The 24,720-nt window shown below is 37.3% G+C and carries 23 protein-coding genes; 9 read left to right on the forward strand and 14 right to left on the reverse strand.

Annotation, left to right across the window (positions count from 1 at the left end; genetic code table 11):
- Positions 1 to 46: 46 nt before the first annotated feature.
- A complete protein-coding gene (locus tag RHO14_07970; GenBank protein WVD70290.1) occupies positions 47 to 1,105 on the reverse strand; it encodes an NAD(P)-dependent alcohol dehydrogenase in 1,059 nt (352 codons plus the stop codon).
- 261 nt (positions 1,106 to 1,366) lie between these two features.
- Entirely contained in the window at positions 1,367 to 2,665 is a 1,299-nt protein-coding gene (locus tag RHO14_07975) for an NAD(P)/FAD-dependent oxidoreductase (GenBank protein WVD70291.1), read from the reverse strand.
- Positions 2,666 to 2,856: 191 nt separating this feature from the next.
- On the opposite strand from RHO14_07975, the gene RHO14_07980 reads away from it, so the two are divergent.
- The 5 genes from RHO14_07980 (at position 2,857) to dmsD (ending at position 8,618) form a co-directional block, all read left to right on the forward strand.
- Positions 2,857 to 3,759, forward strand: a complete 903-nt coding sequence (locus RHO14_07980; GenBank protein ID WVD70292.1) for a 1,4-dihydroxy-2-naphthoate polyprenyltransferase — start codon at positions 2,857 to 2,859, stop codon at positions 3,757 to 3,759.
- A 194-nt stretch (positions 3,760 to 3,953) separates the two neighbouring features.
- Positions 3,954 to 6,413: a DMSO/selenate family reductase complex A subunit gene (locus RHO14_07985; GenBank protein ID WVD70293.1), complete on the forward strand. Its 2,460-nt coding sequence runs from the start codon at positions 3,954 to 3,956 to the stop codon at positions 6,411 to 6,413.
- A gap of 17 nt (positions 6,414 to 6,430) precedes the next feature.
- Positions 6,431 to 7,045: a DMSO/selenate family reductase complex B subunit gene (locus tag RHO14_07990; GenBank protein WVD70294.1), complete on the forward strand. Its 615-nt coding sequence runs from the start codon at positions 6,431 to 6,433 to the stop codon at positions 7,043 to 7,045.
- Positions 7,046 to 7,047: 2 nt separating this feature from the next.
- A complete protein-coding gene (locus RHO14_07995; protein ID WVD70295.1) occupies positions 7,048 to 7,887 on the forward strand; it encodes a DmsC/YnfH family molybdoenzyme membrane anchor subunit in 840 nt (279 codons plus the stop codon).
- Positions 7,888 to 8,003: 116 nt separating this feature from the next.
- Positions 8,004 to 8,618: a Tat proofreading chaperone DmsD gene (dmsD, locus tag RHO14_08000; GenBank protein ID WVD70296.1), complete on the forward strand. Its 615-nt coding sequence runs from the start codon at positions 8,004 to 8,006 to the stop codon at positions 8,616 to 8,618.
- Positions 8,619 to 8,667: 49 nt separating this feature from the next.
- On the opposite strand, the gene RHO14_08005 is transcribed toward dmsD, so the two are convergent.
- From RHO14_08005 to RHO14_08015, 3 genes are all read right to left on the reverse strand, one after another.
- Positions 8,668 to 10,266: an ABC-F family ATPase gene (locus RHO14_08005; protein ID WVD70297.1), complete on the reverse strand. Its 1,599-nt coding sequence runs from the start codon at positions 10,264 to 10,266 to the stop codon at positions 8,668 to 8,670.
- 142 nt (positions 10,267 to 10,408) lie between these two features.
- Positions 10,409 to 11,788: an ATP-dependent RNA helicase DbpA gene (gene dbpA, locus RHO14_08010; protein ID WVD70298.1), complete on the reverse strand. Its 1,380-nt coding sequence runs from the start codon at positions 11,786 to 11,788 to the stop codon at positions 10,409 to 10,411.
- 220 nt (positions 11,789 to 12,008) lie between these two features.
- Positions 12,009 to 12,380: a MerR family transcriptional regulator gene (locus RHO14_08015; GenBank protein ID WVD70299.1), complete on the reverse strand. Its 372-nt coding sequence runs from the start codon at positions 12,378 to 12,380 to the stop codon at positions 12,009 to 12,011.
- Between the two features lie 95 nt (positions 12,381 to 12,475).
- On the opposite strand from RHO14_08015, the gene RHO14_08020 reads away from it, so the two are divergent.
- On the forward strand, positions 12,476 to 13,465 hold the full coding sequence (locus tag RHO14_08020; GenBank protein WVD70300.1) for an aldo/keto reductase: 990 nt from the start codon (positions 12,476 to 12,478) through the stop codon (positions 13,463 to 13,465).
- A 148-nt stretch (positions 13,466 to 13,613) separates the two neighbouring features.
- A complete protein-coding gene (locus tag RHO14_08025; GenBank protein ID WVD70301.1) occupies positions 13,614 to 14,390 on the forward strand; it encodes a hypothetical protein in 777 nt (258 codons plus the stop codon).
- Between the two features lie 2 nt (positions 14,391 to 14,392).
- On the opposite strand, the gene RHO14_08030 is transcribed toward RHO14_08025, so the two are convergent.
- The 4 genes from RHO14_08030 to RHO14_08045 all read right to left on the reverse strand — a co-directional run bounded on the left by RHO14_08030 (position 14,393) and on the right by RHO14_08045 (position 16,818).
- Positions 14,393 to 14,761: an ASCH domain-containing protein gene (locus RHO14_08030; GenBank protein ID WVD70302.1), complete on the reverse strand. Its 369-nt coding sequence runs from the start codon at positions 14,759 to 14,761 to the stop codon at positions 14,393 to 14,395.
- Positions 14,739 to 15,527 (reverse strand): hypothetical protein, encoded by a 789-nt coding sequence (locus tag RHO14_08035; protein WVD70303.1) that lies wholly within the window; start codon positions 15,525 to 15,527, stop codon positions 14,739 to 14,741. Before RHO14_08035 ends, RHO14_08030 begins: the two co-directional genes overlap by 23 nt.
- Before the next feature lie 66 nt (positions 15,528 to 15,593).
- Positions 15,594 to 15,794, reverse strand: a complete 201-nt coding sequence (locus tag RHO14_08040) for a hypothetical protein (protein WVD70304.1) — start codon at positions 15,792 to 15,794, stop codon at positions 15,594 to 15,596.
- A gap of 115 nt (positions 15,795 to 15,909) precedes the next feature.
- Entirely contained in the window at positions 15,910 to 16,818 is a 909-nt protein-coding gene (locus RHO14_08045) for a DMT family transporter (GenBank protein WVD70305.1), read from the reverse strand.
- Positions 16,819 to 17,122: 304 nt separating this feature from the next.
- Here RHO14_08045 and yddG point away from each other — a divergent pair, with 304 nt between their 5' ends.
- Entirely contained in the window at positions 17,123 to 18,031 is a 909-nt protein-coding gene (gene yddG, locus RHO14_08050) for an aromatic amino acid DMT transporter YddG (GenBank protein WVD70306.1), read from the forward strand.
- A 119-nt stretch (positions 18,032 to 18,150) separates the two neighbouring features.
- Here the strand turns inward: yddG and RHO14_08055 are convergent, their stop codons facing one another.
- On the reverse strand, positions 18,151 to 19,182 hold the full coding sequence (locus RHO14_08055; protein WVD70307.1) for an MBL fold metallo-hydrolase: 1,032 nt from the start codon (positions 19,180 to 19,182) through the stop codon (positions 18,151 to 18,153).
- Positions 19,183 to 19,637: 455 nt separating this feature from the next.
- Here RHO14_08055 and RHO14_08060 point away from each other — a divergent pair, with 455 nt between their 5' ends.
- Entirely contained in the window at positions 19,638 to 20,240 is a 603-nt protein-coding gene (locus RHO14_08060; protein WVD70308.1) for a LysE/ArgO family amino acid transporter, read from the forward strand.
- Between the two features lie 85 nt (positions 20,241 to 20,325).
- On the opposite strand, the gene RHO14_08065 is transcribed toward RHO14_08060, so the two are convergent.
- The 4 genes from RHO14_08065 to RHO14_08080 all read right to left on the reverse strand — a co-directional run bounded on the left by RHO14_08065 (position 20,326) and on the right by RHO14_08080 (position 24,713).
- Positions 20,326 to 21,525 carry a trans-2-enoyl-CoA reductase family protein gene (locus RHO14_08065; GenBank protein ID WVD70309.1) on the reverse strand — a complete coding sequence of 400 codons (1,200 nt, stop codon included), beginning with the start codon at positions 21,523 to 21,525 and terminating at the stop codon, positions 20,326 to 20,328.
- A 197-nt stretch (positions 21,526 to 21,722) separates the two neighbouring features.
- On the reverse strand, positions 21,723 to 23,141 hold the full coding sequence (gene phrB / locus RHO14_08070; protein ID WVD70310.1) for a deoxyribodipyrimidine photo-lyase: 1,419 nt from the start codon (positions 23,139 to 23,141) through the stop codon (positions 21,723 to 21,725).
- Between the two features lie 37 nt (positions 23,142 to 23,178).
- Positions 23,179 to 23,628 (reverse strand): peptide-methionine (R)-S-oxide reductase MsrB, encoded by a 450-nt coding sequence (gene msrB / locus RHO14_08075; GenBank protein ID WVD70311.1) that lies wholly within the window; start codon positions 23,626 to 23,628, stop codon positions 23,179 to 23,181.
- Positions 23,629 to 23,696: 68 nt separating this feature from the next.
- Positions 23,697 to 24,713: a lipoate--protein ligase gene (locus RHO14_08080; GenBank protein WVD70312.1), complete on the reverse strand. Its 1,017-nt coding sequence runs from the start codon at positions 24,711 to 24,713 to the stop codon at positions 23,697 to 23,699.
- Between the last annotated feature and the right edge of the window lie 7 nt (positions 24,714 to 24,720).

Raw genomic sequence — 24,720 nt, forward strand, 5'->3', positions numbered from 1 at the left:
AGCCACCTAGTGTGGCTTTATTTTTTTACGATAATATTGTTGAAAGTTATTTATCTTTTTTTAATGAGGCCATATCAATAACGAAGCGGTATTTAACGTCACTTTTTAACATACGCTCATACGCTTTATCGATATATTGAATGTCGATCATTTCAACATCTGAGGTGATATGATGTTTCGCACAAAAATCAAGCATTTCTTGTGTTTCAGCAATGCCACCAATTAAAGAGCCCGCAACAGATTTTCGCCCCATAACCATTGGCGCCGTATTTAAAAATGGATTTAAATCGCCTAAATAACCAACTAAAACAATTGTTCCATCAAGCGTTAGCGTTGGAATATACGGATTTAAATCATGAATGCTTGGCACGGTATCAATAATTAAGTCAAATCGGTTTTTAGCTGACTGCATCTGATTTTCATCAGTTGATAAAATTACATGATCAGCGCCTAAACGGACAGCATCTTGCTCTTTGCCTTTAGAGCGCGTAAATAGCGTTACTTCAGCGCCAAGCCCTTTGGCTAATTTAATTGCCATATGACCAAGCCCACCTAACCCAACGACTGCAACGCGGCTATTTTGGTTAACTTTCCAGTGCTTTAATGGCGACCACGTTGTTATGCCCGCGCAAAGTAATGGTGCTGCGCTGCTAAGTTCCATATTTTGTGGAATTTTTAGCACAAACTTATCGCTGACAATAATATTTTCAGAATAACCACCAAATGTTGGCATGTGATCATGTCTGTCTAAGCTATTATAAGTTAAGGTATTGCCTTCTTCACAGTATTGTTCAAGTCCGTGATCACAAGGCTCGCAGTGCTGACAGGAATCAACCATACAGCCAACACCAACAAGATCACCAGATTTAAATTTTGTGACATTGTCACCGACTTGAGTAACACGACCAATGATTTCATGCCCAGGAACGATAGGATAGCGGGTTGCCCAATCACCATAAACATGATGTAAATCAGAATGACACACACCACAATAAAGTATTTCAATTACGACATCATCAACGCGTGGCGCTCTGCGTTCAAAATGATAAGGGGCAAGTTTAGCTTTTGCTTGTAACGCACCATAGCCAAGTACTTTTGCTGTCATCTCTCTTCTCCCATATTAATAAATAGACTTAAACTTAGCATCAAAATAGCTTTTAATAGACTGGATAATTGCGGCAAAACGCAATCCAATAGCGATGATGATCTCAACAACTAACAGTCTATACCCAATATTTAGGATTAAATAGAGACAATTATGGCTTTTTTTGCTTAATTCGTGAAATGAAGGAAGAAGAATTGATTAAGAAAATAATGCCGAATAAACAGTATTCTCTTAATCAAATTATTGACGTTAAATATAGAATTATTTATCGCCGCTTAAGGTCGATTTCGTTTTATTAATAACTCGCGCCGCAAGTGTAAAACGAACAGTGCGACAAATCCCTAATAACGAGGCTAAATGCATGCGGTATAAAACGCGATGAATTAAAAGTGCAAAGCACCCTTTAGCATGAAAACCTTTTGAACCGATCATTGATACAACACCTTGCGCGGTATTATGTAATGAAATAATGATCCCTTTATCGTTGTACTTAAATTTTTTCATTGGTAAATCATTCATTGATTTTTCAATGTTATAAGCACAAACCGGCACCATTTGGTGAGCTGCTTGCGCCGTTGGTGATACTAACTTACCGTTATCTTGCATACATGATGAACTATCACCAATAACAAAAATGGTATCATCACGGGTACTTTGTAAGGTTGGTTTAACAACGAGTTGATTATTACGGTTGCTTTCAAGGCCCGCAATATTATTTAGGAAATCAGGTGCTTTAACGCCTGCAGCCCAAACAATAATATCAGCAGCAATCGTTTGCCCATCTTTAGTGTAAAGCCCTTCATTGTCAGCTTTTACAATCATGGTTTTGGTTAATACTTTTACGCCCATGTTTTGTAAGGTTTTCGTGATCCCTAATGAGACTTTTTCAGGTAATGCAGGTGAAATGCGATCAGCCGCTTCAACAAGGCTAATATCAAGCATCTGCTCACCTAAGTTAGGATAGCCACTGGTTTTTAATGTGTTAACCATATTTGGTAATTCTGATGCTAACTCGATCCCCGTTGCGCCGCCGCCAACAATTGCGATTTTGATTTTACTTTGCTGCGCTGCATTAGGTGCATCCATATCGAAACGGATAAACGTTGATAATAATATTTTGCGTAATTTGATCGCGCTTTTTTGATCATCAAGAAAAATAGCATGCTCTTTGACGCCAGGAGTACCAAAATCATTTGAAGTACAACCAATTGCAATAACTAGCACATCATAATTAATCGCAACGTCTGCATCGCTATAACCAAGTGCTGCGCGATTAGCATCAGTAATAATCACTTGCTTATTATCGCGATCAATATTGATTAATTTACCTTGCTTAAATGAAAAATGATGGCTTTGAGCTTGGGAAAGATAGCTAATATGATCGGTTTGATCATTCAATGCGCCGGTCGCGATTTCATGTAATAATGGCTTCCAAAGATGCTCCGTGTTTTGATCGATAAGCATAATTTCTGCTCGTTTCTTACGCCCTAGTTTATCGCCTAATTTGGTCACAAGCTCTAAACCACCAGCGCCGCCGCCGACTACAATAATTCTTTCCACTGCGTATTACCTTTTGATAAGTTATTTTAAAAAATTATAACGATGAATAAATAGTTATTATAATACAGCTATGCGTTTTTTTAAAAAACAATCGTATAAAAATAGCATTTTTTATTTCAAACCTCGTGAATATTGGCGTAATTACTGATATTATTCGCGCATAGCCATACGATGTATCATATAAAAGACTGATGAAAATAAAAATAATTCCATGGATTGATAGTTTACGCTTAAAAACCTTACCCCTCGCTTTATCGGCAATTTTAATCGGCAATGCTTTAGCTTATTGGCAACAGCACTTTAATAGCACGATTATGGTCTTTACCCTAATTACTGCAGCGCTATTACAGATCTTGTCTAATTTAGCCAATGATTATGGCGATGCCATTAAAGGGGCTGATAAACTCGATCGAATTGGCCCATTGCGCGGGATCCAAAAAGGATTAATAACGCTTAAACAGTTGCAAGTAGCATTAGCGATTAATATCTTACTGTGCCTAGCAAGCGGCCTAATGTTACTTATTTTAGCCTGCGATACATTTGCTCAGTTTGGTCAATTTATCTTACTTGGCATCGTGTCAATTATTGCCGCCATGACTTATACCATCGGTAAAAAACCTTATGGTTATATTGGCCTTGGTGATTTATCTGTGCTTATCTTTTTTGGGTTAGTCAGTATTTTAGGCAGTTATTACCTGCAAGCAAAAGAGTTGCCTTTATTTTTACTCTACCCAGCGATTGGATGTGGGTTATTATCAGTTGCCGTTCTTAATATTAATAATTTGCGTGACGTAAAAAGTGATAAATTAAATAATAAGCGAACGTTCATTGTTTTGATCGGTGAAAATGCGGGTTGTTATTATCATGCTGCACTATTAATTTTAGCATTTTTATTATTAGCCCACTTTTCTTTTTATTATCTAAAAACGCTTTGGGGCTATTCGTTTTTATTAGCAACGCCACTTGTTTATATGCAGATCTATAATGTGTTTAAATTTCGTTCAACAACAGCAATTGCCCCTTTATTATTTAAAATGGTTAAGCTTGCGATGTTAGCTAATGTGCTCTACTGCCTTGGTATTGTTTTAAGCTAAAGCGCGCCTAAATAAGCCAATTTATTGATTTAAAATGGCTTATTTTTGGGATTAAATCATTACCCAAATCAGATACAAATGATAATTATTTTCATTAAATAAAATAGTTTCAATTGCTTAACTTTTCTATTTTATCAAATAAGTTTTCCGTTTATCATAGGCGAAATTCCACAAAAACAATAGGGATATGCTTTATGGATAATACGAATAAACCCCAAAATTTTAGTCGGCGTAATTTTTTACAAAAATCACTGCTTGTCGGTGGCGCCGCCGCATTGATGAACAAATTTACGATGCCACTTGCCTACGGCCAAGCAGACTTACCTGCTAAAGTGCCTTTTGCTGGCGAAAATCAAGAAACCATTAGTTACAGCGCCTGCCTTGTCAATTGTGGTAGTCGATGCCCGTTGAAAGTCCATGTCAAAAACGACATTATTACCAAGATATCATCTGAAGACGGCATTAATGATGCAATTTTTGGTCAGCATCAAATCCGCCCTTGTTTACGTGGACGAGCAGTGCGCTGGCGCACCTATAATCCCGAAAGACTAAAATTCCCGATGTTACGCGTTGGTAAACGCGGTGAAGGAAAATTCAAACGCATTTCATGGGATGAAGCGACGGATATTTTAGCCAGTAAACTAAGGCATACCATTGATACTTATGGCAATGAAGCTATTTTTTACCAATATGGCTCTGGCACAACTGGTGCAAATCTAAGTGGCCGCGGCATGAGTAAACGTCTACTTAATACCTTAGGTGGCTTTGTTGATTATCACGGCACTTATTCTGATGCCCAAATAATGACCATTCAGCCCTATCTATTTGGTTCAACAAATAATAATTATGGCACGCAATTACAATCATTGTTTGATCAAATTAAACATTCAGATTTAGTGGTTATGTTTGGTCAAAATATTGCTGAAACGCGTATGTCTGGCGGCGGACAAGTTACCGAGCTTTACCACGCCTTAGCCGAAAGTAACGCGAAAGTAATTATTATTGATCCAAGGTGTAATGATAGCGTCGTTGCTTATAATGCTGATTGGATCCCTATTCGCCCAGGCACTGATGCCGCCTTAGTTGCCGCTATCAGCTATACCTTAATTCAAGAAAACCGAATTGATGAGGAGATGTTAGCGAAGTACTGTGTCGGCTGGGATTCGCAAAGTTTACCTGAAGGTGCGCCACTAAATAGTGATTATAAGTCTTATATTCTGGGTTTAGGTAAAGATAATGTAGCTAAAACCCCTGAATGGGCAGAAAAGCTAACCGGTATTTCGGCGCAGCGGATCCGCCAATTAGCGTTAGAAATCAGTGATGCAAAAGCAGCTTGGATTTCACAAGGTTGGGGTGTACAAAGAACACAAACTGGTGAGCACGCCGCGCGAGCGATTATGACATTACCGATTATGACTGGGCATTTTGGCCGCCCTGGCACCAATATTGGTACTTGGGGAGGCAGCGTTGCTTACCCTGTTGCTGGCATGCCAACTTTATCAAATCCGGTAAAAGTGACAATTCCCGTATTTATGTGGACGAAAGCGATTGACGATGGCGAGAGTTTAACCGCTAAAAATGCCTTTATTAAAGGTAAAGATAAGCTTGATGTTGGCATTAAATTTTTATGGAATTACGCCAGTAATGTGATTGGTAATCAACATGCCGATTTAAATAAAACCCACCAAATATTAGCTGATGAATCAAAATGTGAATTTATTTTAGTTTGGGATACCCATATGACGGCGTCAGCGAAGTATGCCGATTTATTGCTACCTGATGTATCAGGGGTTGAAACGAGTGATCTAATTAATAACTCTTATCAATCGGGCGCTTATAACTATTTAATTCGTATGCAAGCTGCCATTAAACCATTATGGGAAAATCGAATTACTTATGATGTGCTTACTGATGTTGCCGAAAAATTAAATGTCAAAGATGCATTTACCGAAGGTAAAAGTTACCAAGATTGGATTGAATTATGTTATGAGCAAACACGCGCCAATAATCCTGATTTACCAACCTTTACAAAAACCGATGGTCAAGGCGTGATTGATAGAAGGCTTGCCGATAGTAATGAGCATATTGCGTTAAAAGATTTTAGAGACGATCCAATAAACCAACCATTAAAAACCCCATCGGGTAAGATTGAGTTATATTCACAAACACTGGCAAATATTGCAAGTGATTGGGAGCTCGATGAAAAAGATAAGCTCTACCCTATTCCCGCTTATTTACCGGCAATTGAAGGGGTGGAAGATGTTGCTGGCTTAGAAAAATATCCATTACAACTTACTGGCTATCATACTAAAGGTCATTGTCATTCAAGTTACGCCAACTTACCTCAACTAAAAGAAGCATCGGCTGATGCTGTTTGGATAAATCCAATTGACGCTGAAAAACGCCAAATTAAACATGGTCAATTAGTCGAAGTTTATAATGATCGGGGACGATTGTACCTTCCGGCTAAGGTCACGCCGCGGATCATACCGGGGGTTTTGGCAATTCCACAAGGTGCATGGGCAAAAACCAATAAAGACGGTGTTGATATTGGGGGCTGTATAAATCGCCTAACGTCACAGCGCCCAACGGTGCTTGCCAAAGGAAATCCACAACATACTAATTTAGTCGATGTAAAATTACTATCCCTATAAAAGAGGCGTAAAAAAATATGCAATACGGTTTTTATATTAATTCCGCTAAATGTACTGGCTGCAAAACATGCCAAGTAAGCTGTAAAGATGAAAAAGATACTGACATCGGCACTAAGTTTCGTCGTGTATACGAGTATGGTGGTGGAAGCTGGCAACAAACGAATGGCTTATGGCAAAATAATACCTTTGCTTATTATTTATCTATTTCATGTAATCATTGCGAGGAGCCAACTTGCGTTCATGGCTGCCCAACGGGGGCGATGCATAAACGAAAAGAAGATGGCCTTGTTGTTGTTGACCAAGATGTGTGTGTAGGTTGTCGCTACTGTGAGATGCGCTGCCCATACGGCGCACCACAATTTGATCATCAAAAACGAGTGATGTCAAAATGCGATGGTTGCTATGAGCGTGTTAGCCAAGGATTAAAACCCGTTTGTGTCGACTCTTGCCCGCAGCGCGCACTTGAGTTTGATGATATCAACGTATTACGCGAAAAATACGGTAATGAGCGAGATATCGCACCGTTACCAAACTCGTCATTAACCAAGCCAAATATTGTCATAAATACTCATGCGCATGCAAAGTGCTCTGGTGATACGATTGGCCGTATACTTAATCCGGAGGAAATTTAATTATGCATGAATTACCCTTAGTATTTTTTACTGTGCTTGGCCAAATGGGGGCTGGCGCAGTATTGATCTCCGCACTTTATTATCTAATTTGTAATCAAGTACCAAGCGTTTTAAAAGTGGAACGAATCAATATTGCAGCGTTAGTTGTTATGGCGCTTGCAATGGCTATTGCATCACTACATTTAGGTCACCCTTTGCGTGCTTTAAATGTGGTTTTTGGCATTGGCCGCTCACCGATGAGTAATGAAATTTTCACCTTTGGTGTACTATTTGGTATTACCTTTGCCAGTGTATTACTTGCCTATTTTGCCAAACCGAATAAAGGCAATAAACTGGCCGCCATTAAAAAATTAGTTAACCGCATTAATAAGATCCCCGCTATCGATAAAATTATTGCCATCTTGCTGATTATTGTTAGTCTATTTTTCGTTTGGACGATAGTTGCAACGTATATGATCCCAACGGTTAAAAATTGGGATACTTACTATACTGCCCTACAAATGTATAGTGCAATGCTGATCCTTGGCGGCATTTTAGCGACGGTTTTTGGGATCCGTAAAATTGGCTTAACATTTTTTATTATCGGGTCATTATTAGTGCTAGTAGCCAAATTACCTTATATTAATTTAGTTAGCCAAAACGTTGCCCAGTTAGCTCAAGCACAATATTGCTGGTGGATAATGCAATGTAGTTTACTGGTGTTGGCGATGTTTATTGCCATTATTAATACCGTTAAAAATCGCCATTCAACTATTATTTATACTTTTGCATTACTATTAGCGTTAGTTGCTGAGTTATCAGGGCGCATTGCGTTTTATAATCTTTGGGCTATTACGATGTAACTTGATTATAACAACTCTCATTAATAAAAATCATAAGTGCGTTATGGCTTATGATTTTTATATTTTGTAAGCTTAAACGGGGATAGGGATCACCGCTAAAATAGAAATTAATACTTATGAGCCAACCTTTAGATATAAATAGCATTAACTTACCTGCTCGCTTATTAGGGGCCTTTTTTTATTATTCGCCAGAAAGTGAAACGTTAATACAACTTCAAGCTGCGTTAAATGAAATTGAATCGTTATTTTCTTGGCGTGATTTTCAGCAAGTGATTAATCAGCGTAATATCATGATAGACAACTTGACTGATACAGAGCTCGCTTATCAATATTCAGTTTTATTTGAAGGACAAGGAACGATGACCGCGCCGCCATGGGGCTCTGTTTACCTTGATAAAGAAAATTTATTGATGGGAGAATCTGCCGCGCGTTATCGGCAATTTCTTGCTGAAAATAATATTGTGATCCAAACTGGCATTAATGAACCTGAAGACCAATTTGGCTTAATGCTAATGGCGTTAGCGTTATTAATTGAGGCTGAGCAATTTACGGCTGCCAAAACCTTACTAAGTGAGCATATTATGATCTGGGCGCCGCGTTACTTAGCGCTATTATCAGAAAACGAAATCAGTCCATTTTATCGCGCATTAGCGGCAATAGCAGAAAGCTACCTTAGCCAATTAGTTGCACAGTTACAATTGACGATCCCCTTTCATTACTTATATAAGTAATCAGCATTATAAGATAGCAAAAATTAATCCCACCGAGGTGGGATTAAAACTAAAACGAGTCGATACCGCGGCTAAGCAAGTAATCTTCGTAATTGCCAGTGTGGTCAATCACTTTATTTGGCGTCATTTCGATAATGCGAGTTGCAAGTGAACTAACGAACTCTCTATCATGTGAAACAAAAAATAGGGTTCCTTGATACATTTCTAATGCCATATTTAATGATTCAATCGATTCCATATCCAAATGGTTTGTTGGTTCATCCATTACGATAATATTTGGCCTTTGCATCATTAGTTTACCAAATAACATACGGCCTTTTTCACCACCAGATAAGACTTTAACTTTTTTCTTAATATCATCTTGAGAAAAGAGTAATCGGCCAAGTATACCGCGCACCGCTTGTTCATCATCACTAGGTTGTTTCCACTGACTCATCCAATCAAACACATTAAGATTTTCGTCAAATTCAAACTCATGATCTTGGGCATAATAACCAATATTGGCATTTTCAGACCATTTAACAGTGCCAGTATCCGCACTATATTCACCCATTAAGGTTTTAAGTAACGTCGATTTACCAATACCATTGGTACCTAAAATAGCAACTTTTTCACCCACTTCAACCATCATATTTAGATTTTTAAATAAGACATTATCATCAAATCCTTTTGTGAGTTTTTCAACAACTAACGCATTACGATAAAGTTTTTTATCTTGTTCAAAGCGAATAAATGGATTTTGACGACTTGATGCTTTCACTTCTTCAAGTTGAATTTTATCTATTTGTTTTGCCCGCGAGGTCGCTTGTTTTGATTTTGAAGCATTGGCACTAAAGCGGCTAACAAAAGACTGTAATTCATTAATTTGTGCTTTTTTCTTGGCATTATCTGATAATAGGCGTTCACGAGCTTGCGTTGCAGCGCTCATATATTCATCATAGTTACCAGGATAAATTCGCAGCTCACCATAATCCATATCAGCCATATGGGTACAAACCATATTTAAAAAGTGACGGTCATGGGAAATGATAATCATGGTACTTTCGCGTTCATTTAGCACTTGTTCAAGCCAGCGAATTGTATCAATATCAAGGTTATTGGTTGGTTCATCAAGCAGTAAAATATCGGGATTAGAAAACAGTGCTTGCGCAAGTAATACCCGAAGTTTCCAACCCGGCGCCACTTCGCTCATTAAGCCGTAATGCTGCTCAACAGGAATGCCCACACCAAGTAGCAGCTCACCCGCCCTTGCTTCTGCACTATAACCATCCATTTCAGCATATTCGCCTTCAAGATCAGCCACTTTATAGCCATCTTCTTCGCTCATTTCAGCTAATGAATAAATACGATCGCGCTCTTGCTTCACTTGCCATAATTCATTATGACCCATGATAACGGTATCTAAAACGCTATATTGTTCGAAAGCAAACTGATCTTGTTTCAATTTACCTAAACGTTCATGAGGATCTAAAGCAACATTTCCGGCAGTTGGCACTAAATCACCACCCAGTATTTTCATAAATGTTGTTTTACCACTACCATTAGCGCCAATAAGACCATAGCGATTACCACCGCCAAATTTGACGGAAATATTTTCAAACAAAGGCTTACTGCCGAACTGCATCGTAATATTATTTGTACTTAACACTAAAATTCACTCTCAAAATAAAGGGATGACATCATAAAAATGACGGGCCATAATGTGATTTGGCGCACATTATGCCACAATCTATACGCGGGTGCGAGTAAAGAGCGTATATATTTTTTGTACAGCGCTTATAACTCGCTATTTACAAAGCGCGTGCTCTAACTGATTTACCTTTAATCTTACCTTGCTTAAAGTATTCCAGCACTTTTTTAATCGCTTTATGATTAATTGCTACATAAGAATACAGGTCGGTAATGATAATTTTGCCAATTAAGTTCCCCTCTAAGCCGGCATCTTTCGTCAAGGCGCCGAGTATATCGCCCGGTCTGACTTTATTTTTTCGGCCGATGGTGAGTGAAACCGTTTGCATTACAGGCTTAACAATACGCGATTTATCAACGGTCATATTGTTAACGGTTTGCCAATTAAGGGTTATCTTTTCTAGCTCTTCAAGTAAATTGGCTTTAGGCATTTCATGAGCTGCAACTAAGGTAATTGCAAGGCCGTTTTCACCTGCTCGCCCTGTGCGCCCTATACGGTGAACGTGTACTTGTGGATCGTATGAAATTTGGTAATTGATCACTAAATCAAGTTCTTTGATATCAAGGCCTCTGGCCGCCACATCGGTTGCAACTAAAATGGCTTTACTTTTATTGGTAAACTGTAATAAAACCTGCTCTCGCTCTCGCTGCTCTAAGTCGCCATGGAGCGCAATAACACTAAAGCCTAACTGATTAAGGTAGTTGTCGACTTCCTGACAAGCAATTTTAGTATTACAAAAAATAATAGTCGATTCGGCTAAGTGCTCGGTAAGCAGTTTTGCAAGTAACAATTTGCGGCTGTTTTCATCAACTTCATAAAAATATTGCTCAATTTGATTATTGACTTCATCAACAGCTAAAAATTCTGCTTGCTGCTGAATTTTATTGCTAATTTTTTGAATGCCATCTGGGTAGGTGGCCGAAAACAATAGCGTTTGTCTTTGCGCTGGTGTCTGCTTGATAATACTAACAATATCGTCTTCAAATCCCATATCTAACATACGATCGGCTTCGTCTAACACTAAAAGGTGTAATTCACTAAGATCTAATGTGTTTTTTTGTAAGTGATCGAGTAAACGCCCTGGCGTGCCGACAATAATATGTGCGCCATGTTCAAGTGAGTTAATTTGATGGGCAATGGGTGTACCACCACATAATGTTAAAATTTTCACATTATTCATCAATCTTGCTAAGCGGCGTAATTCAATCGCCACTTGCTCGGCAAGTTCACGCGTTGGGCAAATAACCAGTGATTGCACCGCATAGTTATCTACTTTTATCGCCGATAAAATCCCTAAACCAAATGCTGCCGTTTTGCCACTGCCCGTTTTTGCTTTCGCAATAACGTCTTTGCCCGCTAAAATAACCGGTAAGGTTAACGCTTGAACGGGTGTCATCGTGGTATATTCGAGTGAATGTAAGTTATCTTGTAACGGCGAGATTAGCGGTAATTGGCTAAACGCCATTGAAACGGTTGACATGGTGATAAAGATCCCTGAATCGATAAAAATTTTGCTTACTATACCTTAAATTAATTATATTTGTGTAGATAATTCAGTAATGTAATTGATGAGAGTAATTTATACCGTTCAAAATCTATCGTAACCTATGTTTTGAATATAAAAACCACAGCTATATTCAATACTTATTGGTTAACGATGATGTAATTTGTCACATGTATTCTTGAATAAAAAAAATTGCTTATATACACTTTCTTTGCTGGCACATAGCATGATAATTATCAATTTTTTGCTGTAGTTTTTCGCGGTGCCCTTGCCATTCATTAAGTTTGTTATCTAGATAGATTTGATGTAATTCTAAAATTTCTTTGCGCTCCCTAATGGTGTTATCACCTTGTGCTAATAGCATTGCATAATGCTTAATCACTTTAAGTGGCATACCGGTTTCTTTCAATCGTAAAATAAATTGTATCCAATCGATATCCCGCTGATTAAAAACGCGATGACCATTGCTTGATCGCAAGGGGTTTAATAGCTGCTCTTTTTCATAATAGCGCAATGTATGGTCAGTCAAACCGACCAATTGCGCAAATTGCTTTATGGTATAAGACATGTTGAAGCTTTCCTCAAAAAAAAACGCTTGACCTAGAGTTTACTCTAAGGATTAGAGTAAACCAACTTTTATTGCAATACTATAAGGAGAACACCATGCAATATCGTCAATTAGGGCAAACTAACGAAAAAATTTCGGCAATTGGGCTTGGCTGTATGGGAATGTCGCACGCTTATGGCGATCGCGATGAGGCACAAAGCCTTAATACTTTACAATGCGCATTAGATTTGGGGATTAATTTTTGGGATACCGCCGATTTTTATGGTGATGGTGAAAATGAAAAATTGATTGCTAAAGTGTTAAAACCCAATCGCGATAAAATCTTTATTGCGACTAAATTTGGTTTTAAATATCAAAATAATAATGGTGATTTTGGCTCAAAGTTTGATGGTTCGCCAGCTTGGATGAGGCAGGCAATCGATCTTAGTTTAAAACGCTTACAAGTTGAGTGCATTGATCTGTATTATATGCACCGCGTTGATCAAAATGTTCCTATTGAAGAATCCGTTGGTGCGATGGCAGATTTAGTCAAAGAAGGAAAAGTTCGCTATTTGGGTTTGTCTGAAGCATCAAGCGAATCGTTAAAACGCGCCAATAAAGTGCACCCAATAGCCGCTCTACGAAGCGAATATTCATTATTAACACGGGGCATTGAACCTGAGATATTGCCAACAGTACGTGAACTCGGCATGACGTTAGTCCCCTACTCACCGTTAGGTCGTGGTATGTTTAGTGAAAATTTTGATATTAGCCAATTTGAAGCCGATGATTTGCGTTTTCGTTTACCACGCTTTCAAGGCGAGCACTTGATCAATAATCAAAAGTTAATGCAGGCGTTAACGGAATTCGCCCATGGTAAATCACTGACAACAGCGCAACTTGCTTTAGCGTGGTTGTTACATCAAGGGCAAGATATTGTACCAATTCCTGGCACCAAAAAAATTAAATATTTGCAACAAAACGCGCAAGCGGTTGACGCTAAATTAACGCTTGCTGAGATTGCCGAGATTGATGCAATTATCCGCACTTACCCTAATACGGGTGAACGTTATACGGCTGATGCCTTAAAGCTAGTTAATCATTAAGTCATAAAATTAATCAATATCCTGTGGTGTGATAGCAGGATATCGATTATTTTCGTTCAAAATCTATCGTGACCCATGTTTTTAATATAAAAAAACGCTAAACCATGTATAATAATTGTCATTGATGATAATTATTTAAGGCGAAACGATGTACCATCACTTTGTGCCCATATCATTACATCTTCAAGCAGAAGAGTTTATTAATCAGCTTAAAAATCTAGGCAGTAAGCCTCACGCTTGCCCTTATTGTCAGCAAACAGGCTTTTATATTATTAATGCTAAGGCTGGGCATTATCAATGTAAAAACTGTCATAAAGGCTTTAATAAAAGCACCTGCACGCCCTACCATCGCTTAGCACCATTAGGCTGGTTACCATTAATTGCCGAGCAGCGTTTATGTGGTAAAAGTTGTACTGCGATCCGTTACCAGCTTGATTATTGTACGCCATCGGTGGTAAAGCGGCGGGTGAATGTTATTGAACAGCAAATGGCGAAAAATCACCCACCCCTTTATGCTTGGTATAAAGAGTTTATTGCCGTAAGGAAAACAGCTCAGCCAATTGCCGTTATCGAGGAAGCTCAGATCCTAAAGCATTGGGTCAATAGTTTATTACAAGCTGATAAAGTGACTTGTCCATATTGCCAATCAGAAAATGTGAAAAATATAGCCGAAAACCGCCCCCGAATGCGCTGCCAATCTTGCTGGCGTTATTTTAGCGGCCTAACAGGCAGTGGGCTTGAAAATTTAGGCTACAGTGAGTATTGGCTAACGATGATTGATATGTTTATCGCGGGCGAAACCATTAAAGCCATTAGTGAAAGATTAAAAATAAGCCATAGCACCGTAACCAAAGCAAGACGAACTTGGCTAGGTATTATGCGGCAACGGGGTTTGATGGTGCTTTTTGAGTGGGTAAATAGTTGAGATTAAATATAACGATATGATTGAGGCGGTATCGAATTGGGTAAAAAATCTTTAAAAGTCATCGGGTTTTCGTACCGTTTGGGGTTTTTAACTTTAATTGCAAAGCCTTTGTTTCGATTATTAAAATAACTATCAAAAAACACTTTTGAAATACCTGCATGCTTTTTTGTTTCTTGCCATAGTGTTTCGGTATCACGAAAAATAACCTCATCGATATCAAATTCACCAATAATTTTTCCGACAGGCAACGTGGCATAAATAACCACAGTTTTAACTGGCCTTTTAAATATTCCTTTACGAAACTCAAATTTTTTCTTGCCAGAAAGAATTAGCTCTGCATATTCGGGTTTAATCGATAATAAGACTTTCATTTACAAGACCTTGCTTTAATATCGTTTTGATATTTTTATCAGATAAGGGGAAAAAGCCCCAATACTGCTTTTCACTATAGTGTGTGATATCAATAATATCTTGTCTTGTTAATCTTTTCAACAACGGAAAATTATAGGTAAATTTGATTATAACCCGATACCTTTTAGTCTGATAAAATTGCATTAATTCTTGATCAGTAAATACGCTATAAGCAGAACAATAATTTTTAAACGAATTATAATTATTAAATTCATTAATATTTTTTACCTCTTTTACTACGCACATAGATGACACCACAGAACGAAATCTAGCAGAACCAAGGCCATCACTAGTACGGTAGATTAAAAGATTATCTCCCTGTCTTAATGATTCTGTTCCTTGCATGGCCGTTAAATAGACTTTATCAATACTATTTGTATGTGATACATCGTGGATCAGATCTAGCGTTTTCTCATTATTAAGAATTGAATCTGGAAGTAATCTAGAATGCCACTTAGGATGAATGCTTAGTAAAAAATTTCGTTGATTTAACTTTATTAAAGGGTAGTTTTCATCAATATTATTGTAATAAGAATTGAATTGTTTTAAATAAACACCTTCATGACCATTTTGTGTTTTAGCTATTTTTCTGGCTTGTAGTTTAAAGCCATATTTTTCCAACAAATTAATTAAACTTTTATGTTTATCAAAAATTGTCACATAGATTTCATCAACATTATGAAAAATAGTAAAATCGATTATTTTACGAATAAAACGCTGTCCCATTTTTGTACCATGCGCATCTATTTTGAATGTTCCTAGTTTTACGCGCCGTTTTTGAGGGAATTTAGGCTATATATCCTCAATGGCTTCATTTTCAATTTTTAGATATAAAAAACCATTAATATCTAATGATTTATCGTAAGAAACAAAGGCACATTGTTCTGATTTTTTATTTAACCAAGCATCAAACCCAATATAATCATTCCTCAAAGAATCAAAAAATATCGACGATAATGGAATATTTTTAAACTGCTGGTAACGAAGTGACATAACTAACCTTGATAGATATAAGAATATAAAAATAAGATAAAGAATTATGTTATTAATTACTAATTATAAAAAAAAATTAGTGAAACAGATCGCAAAATTTCAGTAATATTTATTATTAACCATGTCTCTTAAAGAGCTGATTGATTAATACAAGTCCTAAAATAATAAATAATGCGCCAATATAAAATGCGTTATTCGGCATTGTGCCAAAAAATATCACGGTCAATAATGCAGAGAAAATCGGTTCAGACAGTTCAGTGACTTGAACATTGCCTGCACTCAAATATTTTAATGCTTTTGTTGTACAATAAAACCCGCAGATAGTTGGCAGTACAGCTAAAAACAAGATCCCCATAAAAATGTCCAAATTTAGCTTACCGGCAATATCAAAATCAAATTTTATAATAAATGGCAAAAATAGATAAAATGAACCAAATAGGAGTAAATATTTAGTCAAATAGATACCACCATTGAGTTTGAATTTTTTAATAAGAACAGTAAATAGGCCGTAACCAACGCCTGCAATACTCGCATTTAATAAAAGCGGTACGTTGATAGTGCCTTGCCATGATATGATTGAAACCCCAATAATAGCAAGCATGGCCCCCAAAATAGTACTCACAAAAAGCTTTTCGTTTAAGATCAAATAGCCAACAAATAAAGCAGAAACAGCAGCGCTGGACATTAAAATAACCACAACATTAGCGGGAGAGCTGTAACTGAATGAATATGCCATCGTTTCGAAAAAGAATAAGATAAAAATACCTAAAAAAGCACAAATACTCATTTTGATGAATAATCGTTTACTGTTTGTCGTTGTGCTAATAATGTTTTTTTGTTGGTGATTTGGTATTTTTATTAAGATAAGCGTAACAAGTATATACGCTAATACCGTTTTTAAGAAAGCTATCGCCTCAGATGATAATCCACTGTTAATTAATAGTAGACTAATGATGCCAATGCACGCATTTAATAGTGCTGCCATTAAGGCAAAAAGGCCACCAATCATCATGTTTTGCTTCATAACATCCCTGTATTCGTTTTTAATTTTGAGTGTTTTTTATTCACTAATGAAGTAGAACAATTGTATCATAATTGATATAACAAAAAATATAAAATCAGTTGATGATCACTAATCAAAACCTCGTTCAAAATCTATCGTGACCTATGTTTTTAATATAAAAAAATATCTAAATTAACCACTAAGGTTCGTTTTTTCATTTTAATCACAATAAACCAACAATAAGACAAGCAGCAAATAGATTATCCTTTATTTTTGGCGTGAACAGCGCGATAATTTAGCCAAATTCTTTTATTAAATAAACCTTGTGACCAGTAGAAACAAAGCAACCTTAATTGGCTTTATCGCCATTTTGTTATGGAGTTCAATTGTTGCCACCCTTAAAATTGTTACCGAAAACTTTGGTGCGGTTGGTGGGTTGGCTCTTATTTATAGCTTAGCGGCAATTTTATTATTTTTTATCATTGGCCCAACCAAGCTGCGCGAGCTTCCTCGTCGTTATTTAATTTGGGGCAGTTTATTATTTGTTTTGTATGAACTGTGCTTTTCATTGTCAATTGCTCTTTCCAATAGTGATCAGCAAGCTATTGAAGTGAGTATGCTTAATTATTTATGGCCAACGTTAACCATTCTTGCAGCAGTTTTTTTTAATAATCAAAAAACGAATTTATTAATTATTCCAGGCGCAATTTTGCCGCTAATTGGCATTGTTTGGGTTCTTAATGGCGATCACTCTCTCAACTTATGGATGATGTTAGAAAATATTAGCGATAATCCGTTAAGCTATGCATTAGCGCTAATTGGTGCGTTTATTTGGGCGGCTTACTGTATGGTGACGATTAAATGCGCTAAAGGTAAAAATGGCATCACCTTATTTTTCTTTTTAACTGCACTCGTTTTATGGATCAAGTATTTATTATTAGGTGAAAATACCATGATATTTAATGCAGCCGGAATTATCTATCTGATTTTATCGGCAAGTGCTATTGGTTTTGGTTATGCGGCTTGGAACTTTGGCGTATTATATGGCAATATCACGGTTCTTGCGGGTGCCTCGTACTTTATTCCGGTGTTATCGGCCTCAATATCAGCGTTACTATTAAAGACCTCGCTCTCTTTTTCTTTTTGGCAAGGCACGGCAATGGTTTGTTTGGGAGCGATTTTATGTTGGCTTGCAACTCGCGATACCAAGCCTCGAATTAAAAAAATTCAGTAAATAATTGATTTTTTTATATTGTTAGATTACTGAATTTGTTTTTATCGGGCAGTTAATCATTATTCTAGTAAAAATAAAGCGACTTGTGAGCCGCTTTATTTTTAATGTGTAAGTAAACATCATTTTTTAATAATTGGTTGGTACTCAATAGGAACCCATCGATAACCTGTATCACTTTTGCTTACATGCCCTAAACCGGGAAAAGGTAAATGGGCTCCTGCTACCCATAATTTATTTATAGCGGCAAAATCCAATATATTTTTACGACTAATAACGGCTTGTTTAGGATCTGAGTCAAATTCAATAGCAACGTCTGGCTTAGCAAATTGCACTGCGTAGTTATGAACAATATCACCCAAAATTAATAGACTTTCACCACCTGATGAGATTTGATAGGACATATGACCTGGTGTATGGCCCGGTGTCGGTACCAACTTTACGTTATTAATTAGTGGTAACTCATTAGTAAAAGTAACAAACCTTTCGGCTGCTTTATATGGAGCAATTGCGTCTTTTGCCATTTTAAATAAGCCTTTCATTTCATCGGGTATTTGCTTTGCAATGTCATCGCTTAACCAAAAGTCAGCCTCAGCCTTTGCTACATATAAAATCGCGTTAGGAAATAGCGCTTTTCCTTTTTGAACCAAGCCACAAGCATGATCAGGATGTAAGTGAGTTAACAAAATGCTATCAACGTGTTCGGGGGCATAACCTGCCAAAGATAAATTACCGTTGATCTGGCCAAGTGTATCACCAAAACAATTTGCAGCGCCTGTATCAATCAAAATTAAATTGTCATTGGTATGAATTAAAAAAGCATTCACAGCGGTTTGTACGCCCTGTTCACCATTAATAAACATCTTTTGTAATAACTGACTTGCATCATCAGCACTAATGTCAATTAGTTGGTTATTATCAATTTTAGTATAACCATCATAAAGTGCAGTAACTTCATAATCGCCCAACATCATTCGATAATAACCATCGACTTGCTTATGTTGCTGTTTAGGCGGTATAGCGCCAAGCATAGCTCTACCATAAAGACTATTATTGCCAACCGGCTGTACATCGGCTTGAACGACGGAGCAAAATAGCCCAGTTGTTAATAAAAAGCTAGCAAACCCGGTTAACCATACTTTGTTCATTCTCATTTTTATTCCTTTATTATTGATGATTTAGTCACTAATTTACGCGGTAATGATAACCGATTTGCTGGATATAAACTAATGAAACAATCACCCGCTAACCACGGTTTAACGTATCTTGATTGATTTATAAAATATTCGTTTTTATCTATTAATACATTAAATAGTCATGATATAAAAAATAAAAAGTGATATATCATAGATAAAGCGAACGTTTATTTCATCGTAACTCGTGTTCATTTTGACTGCTTTTTTGCATGAAAAATAGCTTCCAAAATTGACGCTAATTGTGTATCTTGCTTATGCTAAAATTAGAAGCAAATATGACCTTATTCATGCTTTTTATTGATGCAAAAAATAGAATTGATTGCCACATCTGATTTCTTCATATAAAAATTTTGTGTAGTAAACTTAAATATTATTTACTTACAATTTAAAACAATTATTAGGATCCATAAATTATGTTAGCTTTTTGGTATGGGATGGGCACCGGTTTTTCGCTTATTATGGCAATTGGTGCCCAAAACGCGTTTGTGCTTAAACAGGGTTTGAAAAAAAACTTTGTGTTTTCAGTTTGCTTAGTGTGTGCACTGTCTGATTCTATCTTAATTTATTTGAGTATTATGGGGTTTTCACATTTTATTACCCAGTATCCAATCGTTGTCACTATCGCTAAATATTTTGGCGCTATTTTTCTTTTTTGTTATGGTTTACGGAGTTTTTATACTGCCATAAAAAAACAGGGATCGTTAAAACCTAGCGACCTTGAAAAAGGGAGTTTTTTCAAAGTGATCGGTGTTTGTTTAGCCTTTACTTGGTTAAATCCGCACGTTTATTTAGATACCGTATTGTTGATTGGTTCAGTCTCGTTGCAATTTAGTGATGCAACCTATCAATTTGCCTGTGGCACGATTTTGGCATCTTGGATTTTCTTTTTTTCATTAGGTTATGGCGCTAGAATGCTTTTGCCTCTATTTACCAATCCTATTTCGTGGAAAGTATTAGATGTGATCATTGGCATTATTATGTGGTTGATAGCGTTAACGCTTTTACTATCATCTTAAAATACCTTGTTTAAAAAGCAGAAATAAAAAAAGGTGTTAATTTTATAACACCTTTTTTATCGATATCAATAAGATTAAATTGACATTAATTTAATGTGATCACATCAAATTGCACATCAGGGTTAACGTCAGCATCATAGTCAACACCAGTTAAACCAAAACCAAATAGACGTAAAAATTCATCTTTATAACCTTGATAATCCGTTACTTGATAGATAGTATCATCAGTTACTTTAGCCCAAATTTGCTGACAAGCATCTTGTACTTCAGGGCGAAGTTCCCAGTCATCAAGTCTTAGGCGGTGTTTATCATCGGTATCAGGTAACGCATTTGCATAGAGTTTAGAGGCAAACATACGCTGAATTTGTTCGATGCAGCCTTCATGAATACCTTGCTCTTTCATCACTTTAAATGACATGGCAATGTATAAAGGCATAACAGGAATTGCAGATGAAGCCTGGGTAACAACTGATTTAAGTACCGCAACATAAGCATGACCATCTTTTGCTGATAATTTTTTATCGATGGCGTGCGCTGCACGATCTAAATCTTCTTTCGCTTTACCTAAAGTGCCGTGCCAGTAAATTGGCCAAGTAAGCTCGGTACCAATGTAAGAATAAGCAACCGCTTGCGCGTTATCGGCAAGTACTCCCGCTTGTGATAGCGCGTCCATCCATAGTTCCCAATCTTGCCCGCCCATCACTTTGATGGTATCGTCAATTTCTTGCTCGTTCGCTGGCTCAACCGTTGCTTCAATTAACACATCTTTATTCGTATCAAGTGCAACTGATTTATAAGGTTGACCAATTGGTTTTAATGTTGAACGGACAAGCTCGCCAGAATCTGGCATTTTGCGAACCGGTGATGCTAAAGAGTAAACAACTAAGTCAATTTGGCCTAAATCTTTTTTAATTAAATCGATAACAACTTGGCGGCATTGATTTGAAAACGCATCGCCATTAACGCTTTTAGCGTATAAACCTGCTGCTTTAGCCGCTTTATCAAATGCAGCTGAATTATACCAACCAGCGGTGCCAGTTTTATTTTCTGAACTTGGTTTCTCAAAGAAAACACCAATTGTTGCCGCGTCAGAACCAAAAGCCGCAGTAATACGTGACGCAAGTCCATATCCAGTTGAAGCGCCAATAACTAAAACTTTTTTAGGGCCATTAGTTAGTTTACCTTTAGATTTAACATACGCGATTTGTTGATTCACATTCTCTGCGCAGCCGACTGGATGAGTGGTGGTACAAATAAAACCACGAATTTTGGGTTTAATAATCATAATTATCTATCTCAATGAGTTTCTTAAAAAAGTGCCTTACTATATACAAAATACAATATAAAATAAACTGATAGAACAGTCTTAATACGTATTTTGAGGTTTGTTAATTCTACCATTACTAAATATTTAGTTCCACTAAAGCCGAATTATAACTAAACAACAAAAGCGATCAGTTATCTAATTAACTCAAATTACCGCTATTTAGCGGCATTATATGCGGCTAGTGTGTATAATCTGGCGCTCGCATGTTCAACTATCGGCTCTGGATAATTGAGCGTGATCTTATTTTTTTGAGCCCATTTATGTGGTTCATGTATCGCGTCTATTGGAACCTGCGCAAGTTCAGGCAAATACTTAAGAATAAACTGGCCATCGATATCAAAGCGCTTACTTTGCGTAGTGGGATTAAAAATTCGAAAATAAGGCGCAGCGTCATTCCCCGTTGAGGCGGCCCATTGCCAGCCACCGTTATTAAGTGCTAAGTCGCCATCAATAAGTTGTGACATAAAATAGTCTTCACCACGGCGCCAATCGATTAATAGATCTTTAACTAAAAAGCTTGCGGTGATCATTCTTAACCGATTATGCATCCATCCGGTTTGATTGAGCTGGCGCATTGCTGCATCAACAATGGGGTAACCCGTTTGCCCTGTTTGCCATGCCACAAAGTCTTGCTCATTTCGGCGCCATTGTACTCGCTTGGTCCAATCAATAAATGGCTGGTTTTTTGATAGTTTTGGATAAATAAACAGTAAGTGTAGGTAAAATTCACGCCAAATAAGTTGGTTAAACCAGCCAAAGGCACCACTTGATTTCGACTGCGTAAATTCAGGGCGTTCAAGCTGTAACCTCGCCAAGCATTGCCTTACCGAAAGAACGCCAATTGCTAAATAGGCAGAAAGCTCGCTCGTTGCAGATAAACGCGGAAAATCACGTAAATTAAGATATAAATCAACCTCTTCACGGCAAAATTGCTGAAGGCGCATAATCGCTTGTTGCTCGCCAATAGGGGCATATTGACTTGTTTGCATTGGGTAGCTAAATGGTTTGAGCGCGGTTAGTTCGACCAATAGTTCCTGCTGCCTTTTTGCTGGCTTGCGATTTACCTTGATCACGTTATTTTGTAAGTGTTCATAAAATTTATTACGAAATGGCGTATAAATTTGATACATTTTTCCCGCATCAGTGGTAATGCGACCTGGTGCAAAAAAGACCGAATCATCAAAAGCATGGCAGTTAACATTGGCCATCGCTGGCTGCCCAAGTAAAGCATTATCCCGCTGACGTTCATGCCATTGGTACTGTTTATTATAAAATAAATCGGTAACCGCACGCTGCTGACAAACTGTTTCGATTATGGCAATTGAGTCATCAAAGGTATCGACCTCTTGATAGATAAGCTCAATATTAAGTTCGGCTAAATTTTGTTGTAACTGTTGTAAATGCTGAAAAATAAACCATGCTTGACGTGCTGACATGTGGTGCGTTTGCCACTGCGTTGGCGTTGCAATGTAAATAGCAATCACTTTTGCGTTGGGTTCTTGGCAAGCATGATAAAGTGCGGAGTTGTCAGTTACTCTTAAATCATTACGAAACCAAACAAGATGCGTTGCCATATATTCCCCTTTGAGACTTTGTTGTTAAATTGTGTTATCAAACCTTGTCGTTTGCAAATAAGGCTAAATATTCGCCATAACCTGCCTGCTTGAGGTCGTCTTTGGCAATAAAGCGTAATGCCGCAGAATTGATACAATATCGTAAACCACCAAGCGCCTTAGGACCATCATTAAACACATGTCCAAGGTGCGAGTCTGCCTTTACTGAGCGCACTTCAGTTCGCATCATACCATGGCTATTATCTTGCTTTTGCAAAATATTGGTCATATTAATTGGCTGACTAAAACTTGGCCAACCACACCCTGAGTCAAATTTATCACGCGAGCTAAATAACGGTTCACCTGATACAATATCAACATATAGCCCTTCGCACTCATTGTTGTAATATTCATTATCAAAAGGTAGCTCGGTGCCATTTTGCTGCGTTACATAATATTGTAAGGGCGTTAATGTTGTTATATCTCTATTTTTAAGTTTATCACTCATCAAAGGCTCCTAATTAATAAATCGTAATTTTCACTAAAATAAGGCATTACAACAAAAAAATAACGAAACTAGCGTATTGCAGATATTAGCCAATCCGACATCTCAGTAAGTTCAACAGCAAATTCAGGATGTAAGTTTATAACCTGTGCTATCGCCTCATTAACTGTAGTTACAGTGTAACTATTTTGTTGTACGAGCGCCGCTAATTTTTGAATGGGTATTGGGTTTAAACTATCGGTAAAAATTTGACAACGGCTAATGTAGCCTTGCTCAATATCAAAATGAAACTCGATATTTCCCCATTTAAAGCGCTCCTCTACAGTATGGCTAAATGACGGCGCATGTCCAAAATTCCACTCCCAACTTGACTGCTTAGCAAACACTTGCTTAAAATTAGGTAAATTAGGTAATTTATCTGGCGAGATAATTTCAGCGATCGCCGTTTCACCATAATACTTAAAAAAAAGTTCACTAATAACACGGCATACTTTTTCGTGATCAATTGATGGTATAAACTCAATTAAATTAGTAACCCGAGAGCGCACCGAAGTAATACCTTTGGCCTGCAATTTTTTAGGATCAGGATTTAAATAATCATTAAGCCGAGCTAGGTTTGCATTAAGTAAGATTGTACCATGGTGAAAACCGCGATCTAAAGTTTCCCTATACGCTGAGCCAGATATTTTTTTATCACCCTCTAACGTTTTAAGTACCAGATCATTGCGGCCAGAAGCGACAATGTTTAGACCAAATGAGTTTATTGCATCAATAATAATTTGCGTTGAAATTGCTTTATTATAATCAGCCTTACCCGCCATAAAAGTAAAACAGGTATTGCCGAGATCATGAAATACCGCCCCACCGCCGCTACTGCGCCTTGCAAGTTTAATACCATCATCATGCATTTTGCCTGTATTACATTCACGCCAGGGGTTTTGTGCGCGGCCAATAACCACAGTATTATCATTGCGCCACAAAAATAATACTTTTTGGTTCGCCGGCATATGCTTAAATAGGGTTTCTTCAACCGCTAAGTTGAACCAAGGATCATACGAGCTAGAAAGTAATAATCGTAATGAAGACATTGTTAAT

It is taken from the genome of Orbaceae bacterium lpD04 (assembly GCA_036251935.1).
Classification (GTDB): Bacteria; Pseudomonadota; Gammaproteobacteria; order Enterobacterales; family Orbaceae; genus Orbus; species Orbus wheelerorum.

Coding starts and splice junctions, on each gene's coding strand:
- RHO14_07970 (WVD70290.1), bottom strand. CDS start 1,105: ATGACAGCAAAAGTACTTGGCTATGGTGCGTTACAAGCAAAAGCTAAA.
- RHO14_07980 (WVD70292.1), top strand. CDS start 2,857: ATGAAAATAAAAATAATTCCATGGATTGATAGTTTACGCTTAAAAACC.
- RHO14_07985 (WVD70293.1), top strand. CDS start 3,954: ATGGATAATACGAATAAACCCCAAAATTTTAGTCGGCGTAATTTTTTA.
- RHO14_07990 (WVD70294.1), top strand. CDS start 6,431: ATGCAATACGGTTTTTATATTAATTCCGCTAAATGTACTGGCTGCAAA.
- RHO14_07995 (WVD70295.1), top strand. CDS start 7,048: ATGCATGAATTACCCTTAGTATTTTTTACTGTGCTTGGCCAAATGGGG.
- dmsD (WVD70296.1), top strand. CDS start 8,004: ATGAGCCAACCTTTAGATATAAATAGCATTAACTTACCTGCTCGCTTA.
- dbpA (WVD70298.1), bottom strand. CDS start 11,788: ATGTCAACCGTTTCAATGGCGTTTAGCCAATTACCGCTAATCTCGCCG.
- RHO14_08015 (WVD70299.1), bottom strand. CDS start 12,380: ATGTCTTATACCATAAAGCAATTTGCGCAATTGGTCGGTTTGACTGAC.
- RHO14_08020 (WVD70300.1), top strand. CDS start 12,476: ATGCAATATCGTCAATTAGGGCAAACTAACGAAAAAATTTCGGCAATT.
- RHO14_08025 (WVD70301.1), top strand. CDS start 13,614: ATGTACCATCACTTTGTGCCCATATCATTACATCTTCAAGCAGAAGAG.
- RHO14_08030 (WVD70302.1), bottom strand. CDS start 14,761: ATGAAAGTCTTATTATCGATTAAACCCGAATATGCAGAGCTAATTCTT.
- RHO14_08035 (WVD70303.1), bottom strand. CDS start 15,527: ATGGGACAGCGTTTTATTCGTAAAATAATCGATTTTACTATTTTTCAT.
- RHO14_08040 (WVD70304.1), bottom strand. CDS start 15,794: ATGTCACTTCGTTACCAGCAGTTTAAAAATATTCCATTATCGTCGATA.
- RHO14_08045 (WVD70305.1), bottom strand. CDS start 16,818: ATGAAGCAAAACATGATGATTGGTGGCCTTTTTGCCTTAATGGCAGCA.
- RHO14_08055 (WVD70307.1), bottom strand. CDS start 19,182: ATGAGAATGAACAAAGTATGGTTAACCGGGTTTGCTAGCTTTTTATTA.
- RHO14_08060 (WVD70308.1), top strand. CDS start 19,638: ATGTTAGCTTTTTGGTATGGGATGGGCACCGGTTTTTCGCTTATTATG.
- RHO14_08065 (WVD70309.1), bottom strand. CDS start 21,525: ATGATTATTAAACCCAAAATTCGTGGTTTTATTTGTACCACCACTCAT.
- phrB (WVD70310.1), bottom strand. CDS start 23,141: ATGGCAACGCATCTTGTTTGGTTTCGTAATGATTTAAGAGTAACTGAC.
- msrB (WVD70311.1), bottom strand. CDS start 23,628: ATGAGTGATAAACTTAAAAATAGAGATATAACAACATTAACGCCCTTA.
- RHO14_08080 (WVD70312.1), bottom strand. CDS start 24,713: ATGTCTTCATTACGATTATTACTTTCTAGCTCGTATGATCCTTGGTTC.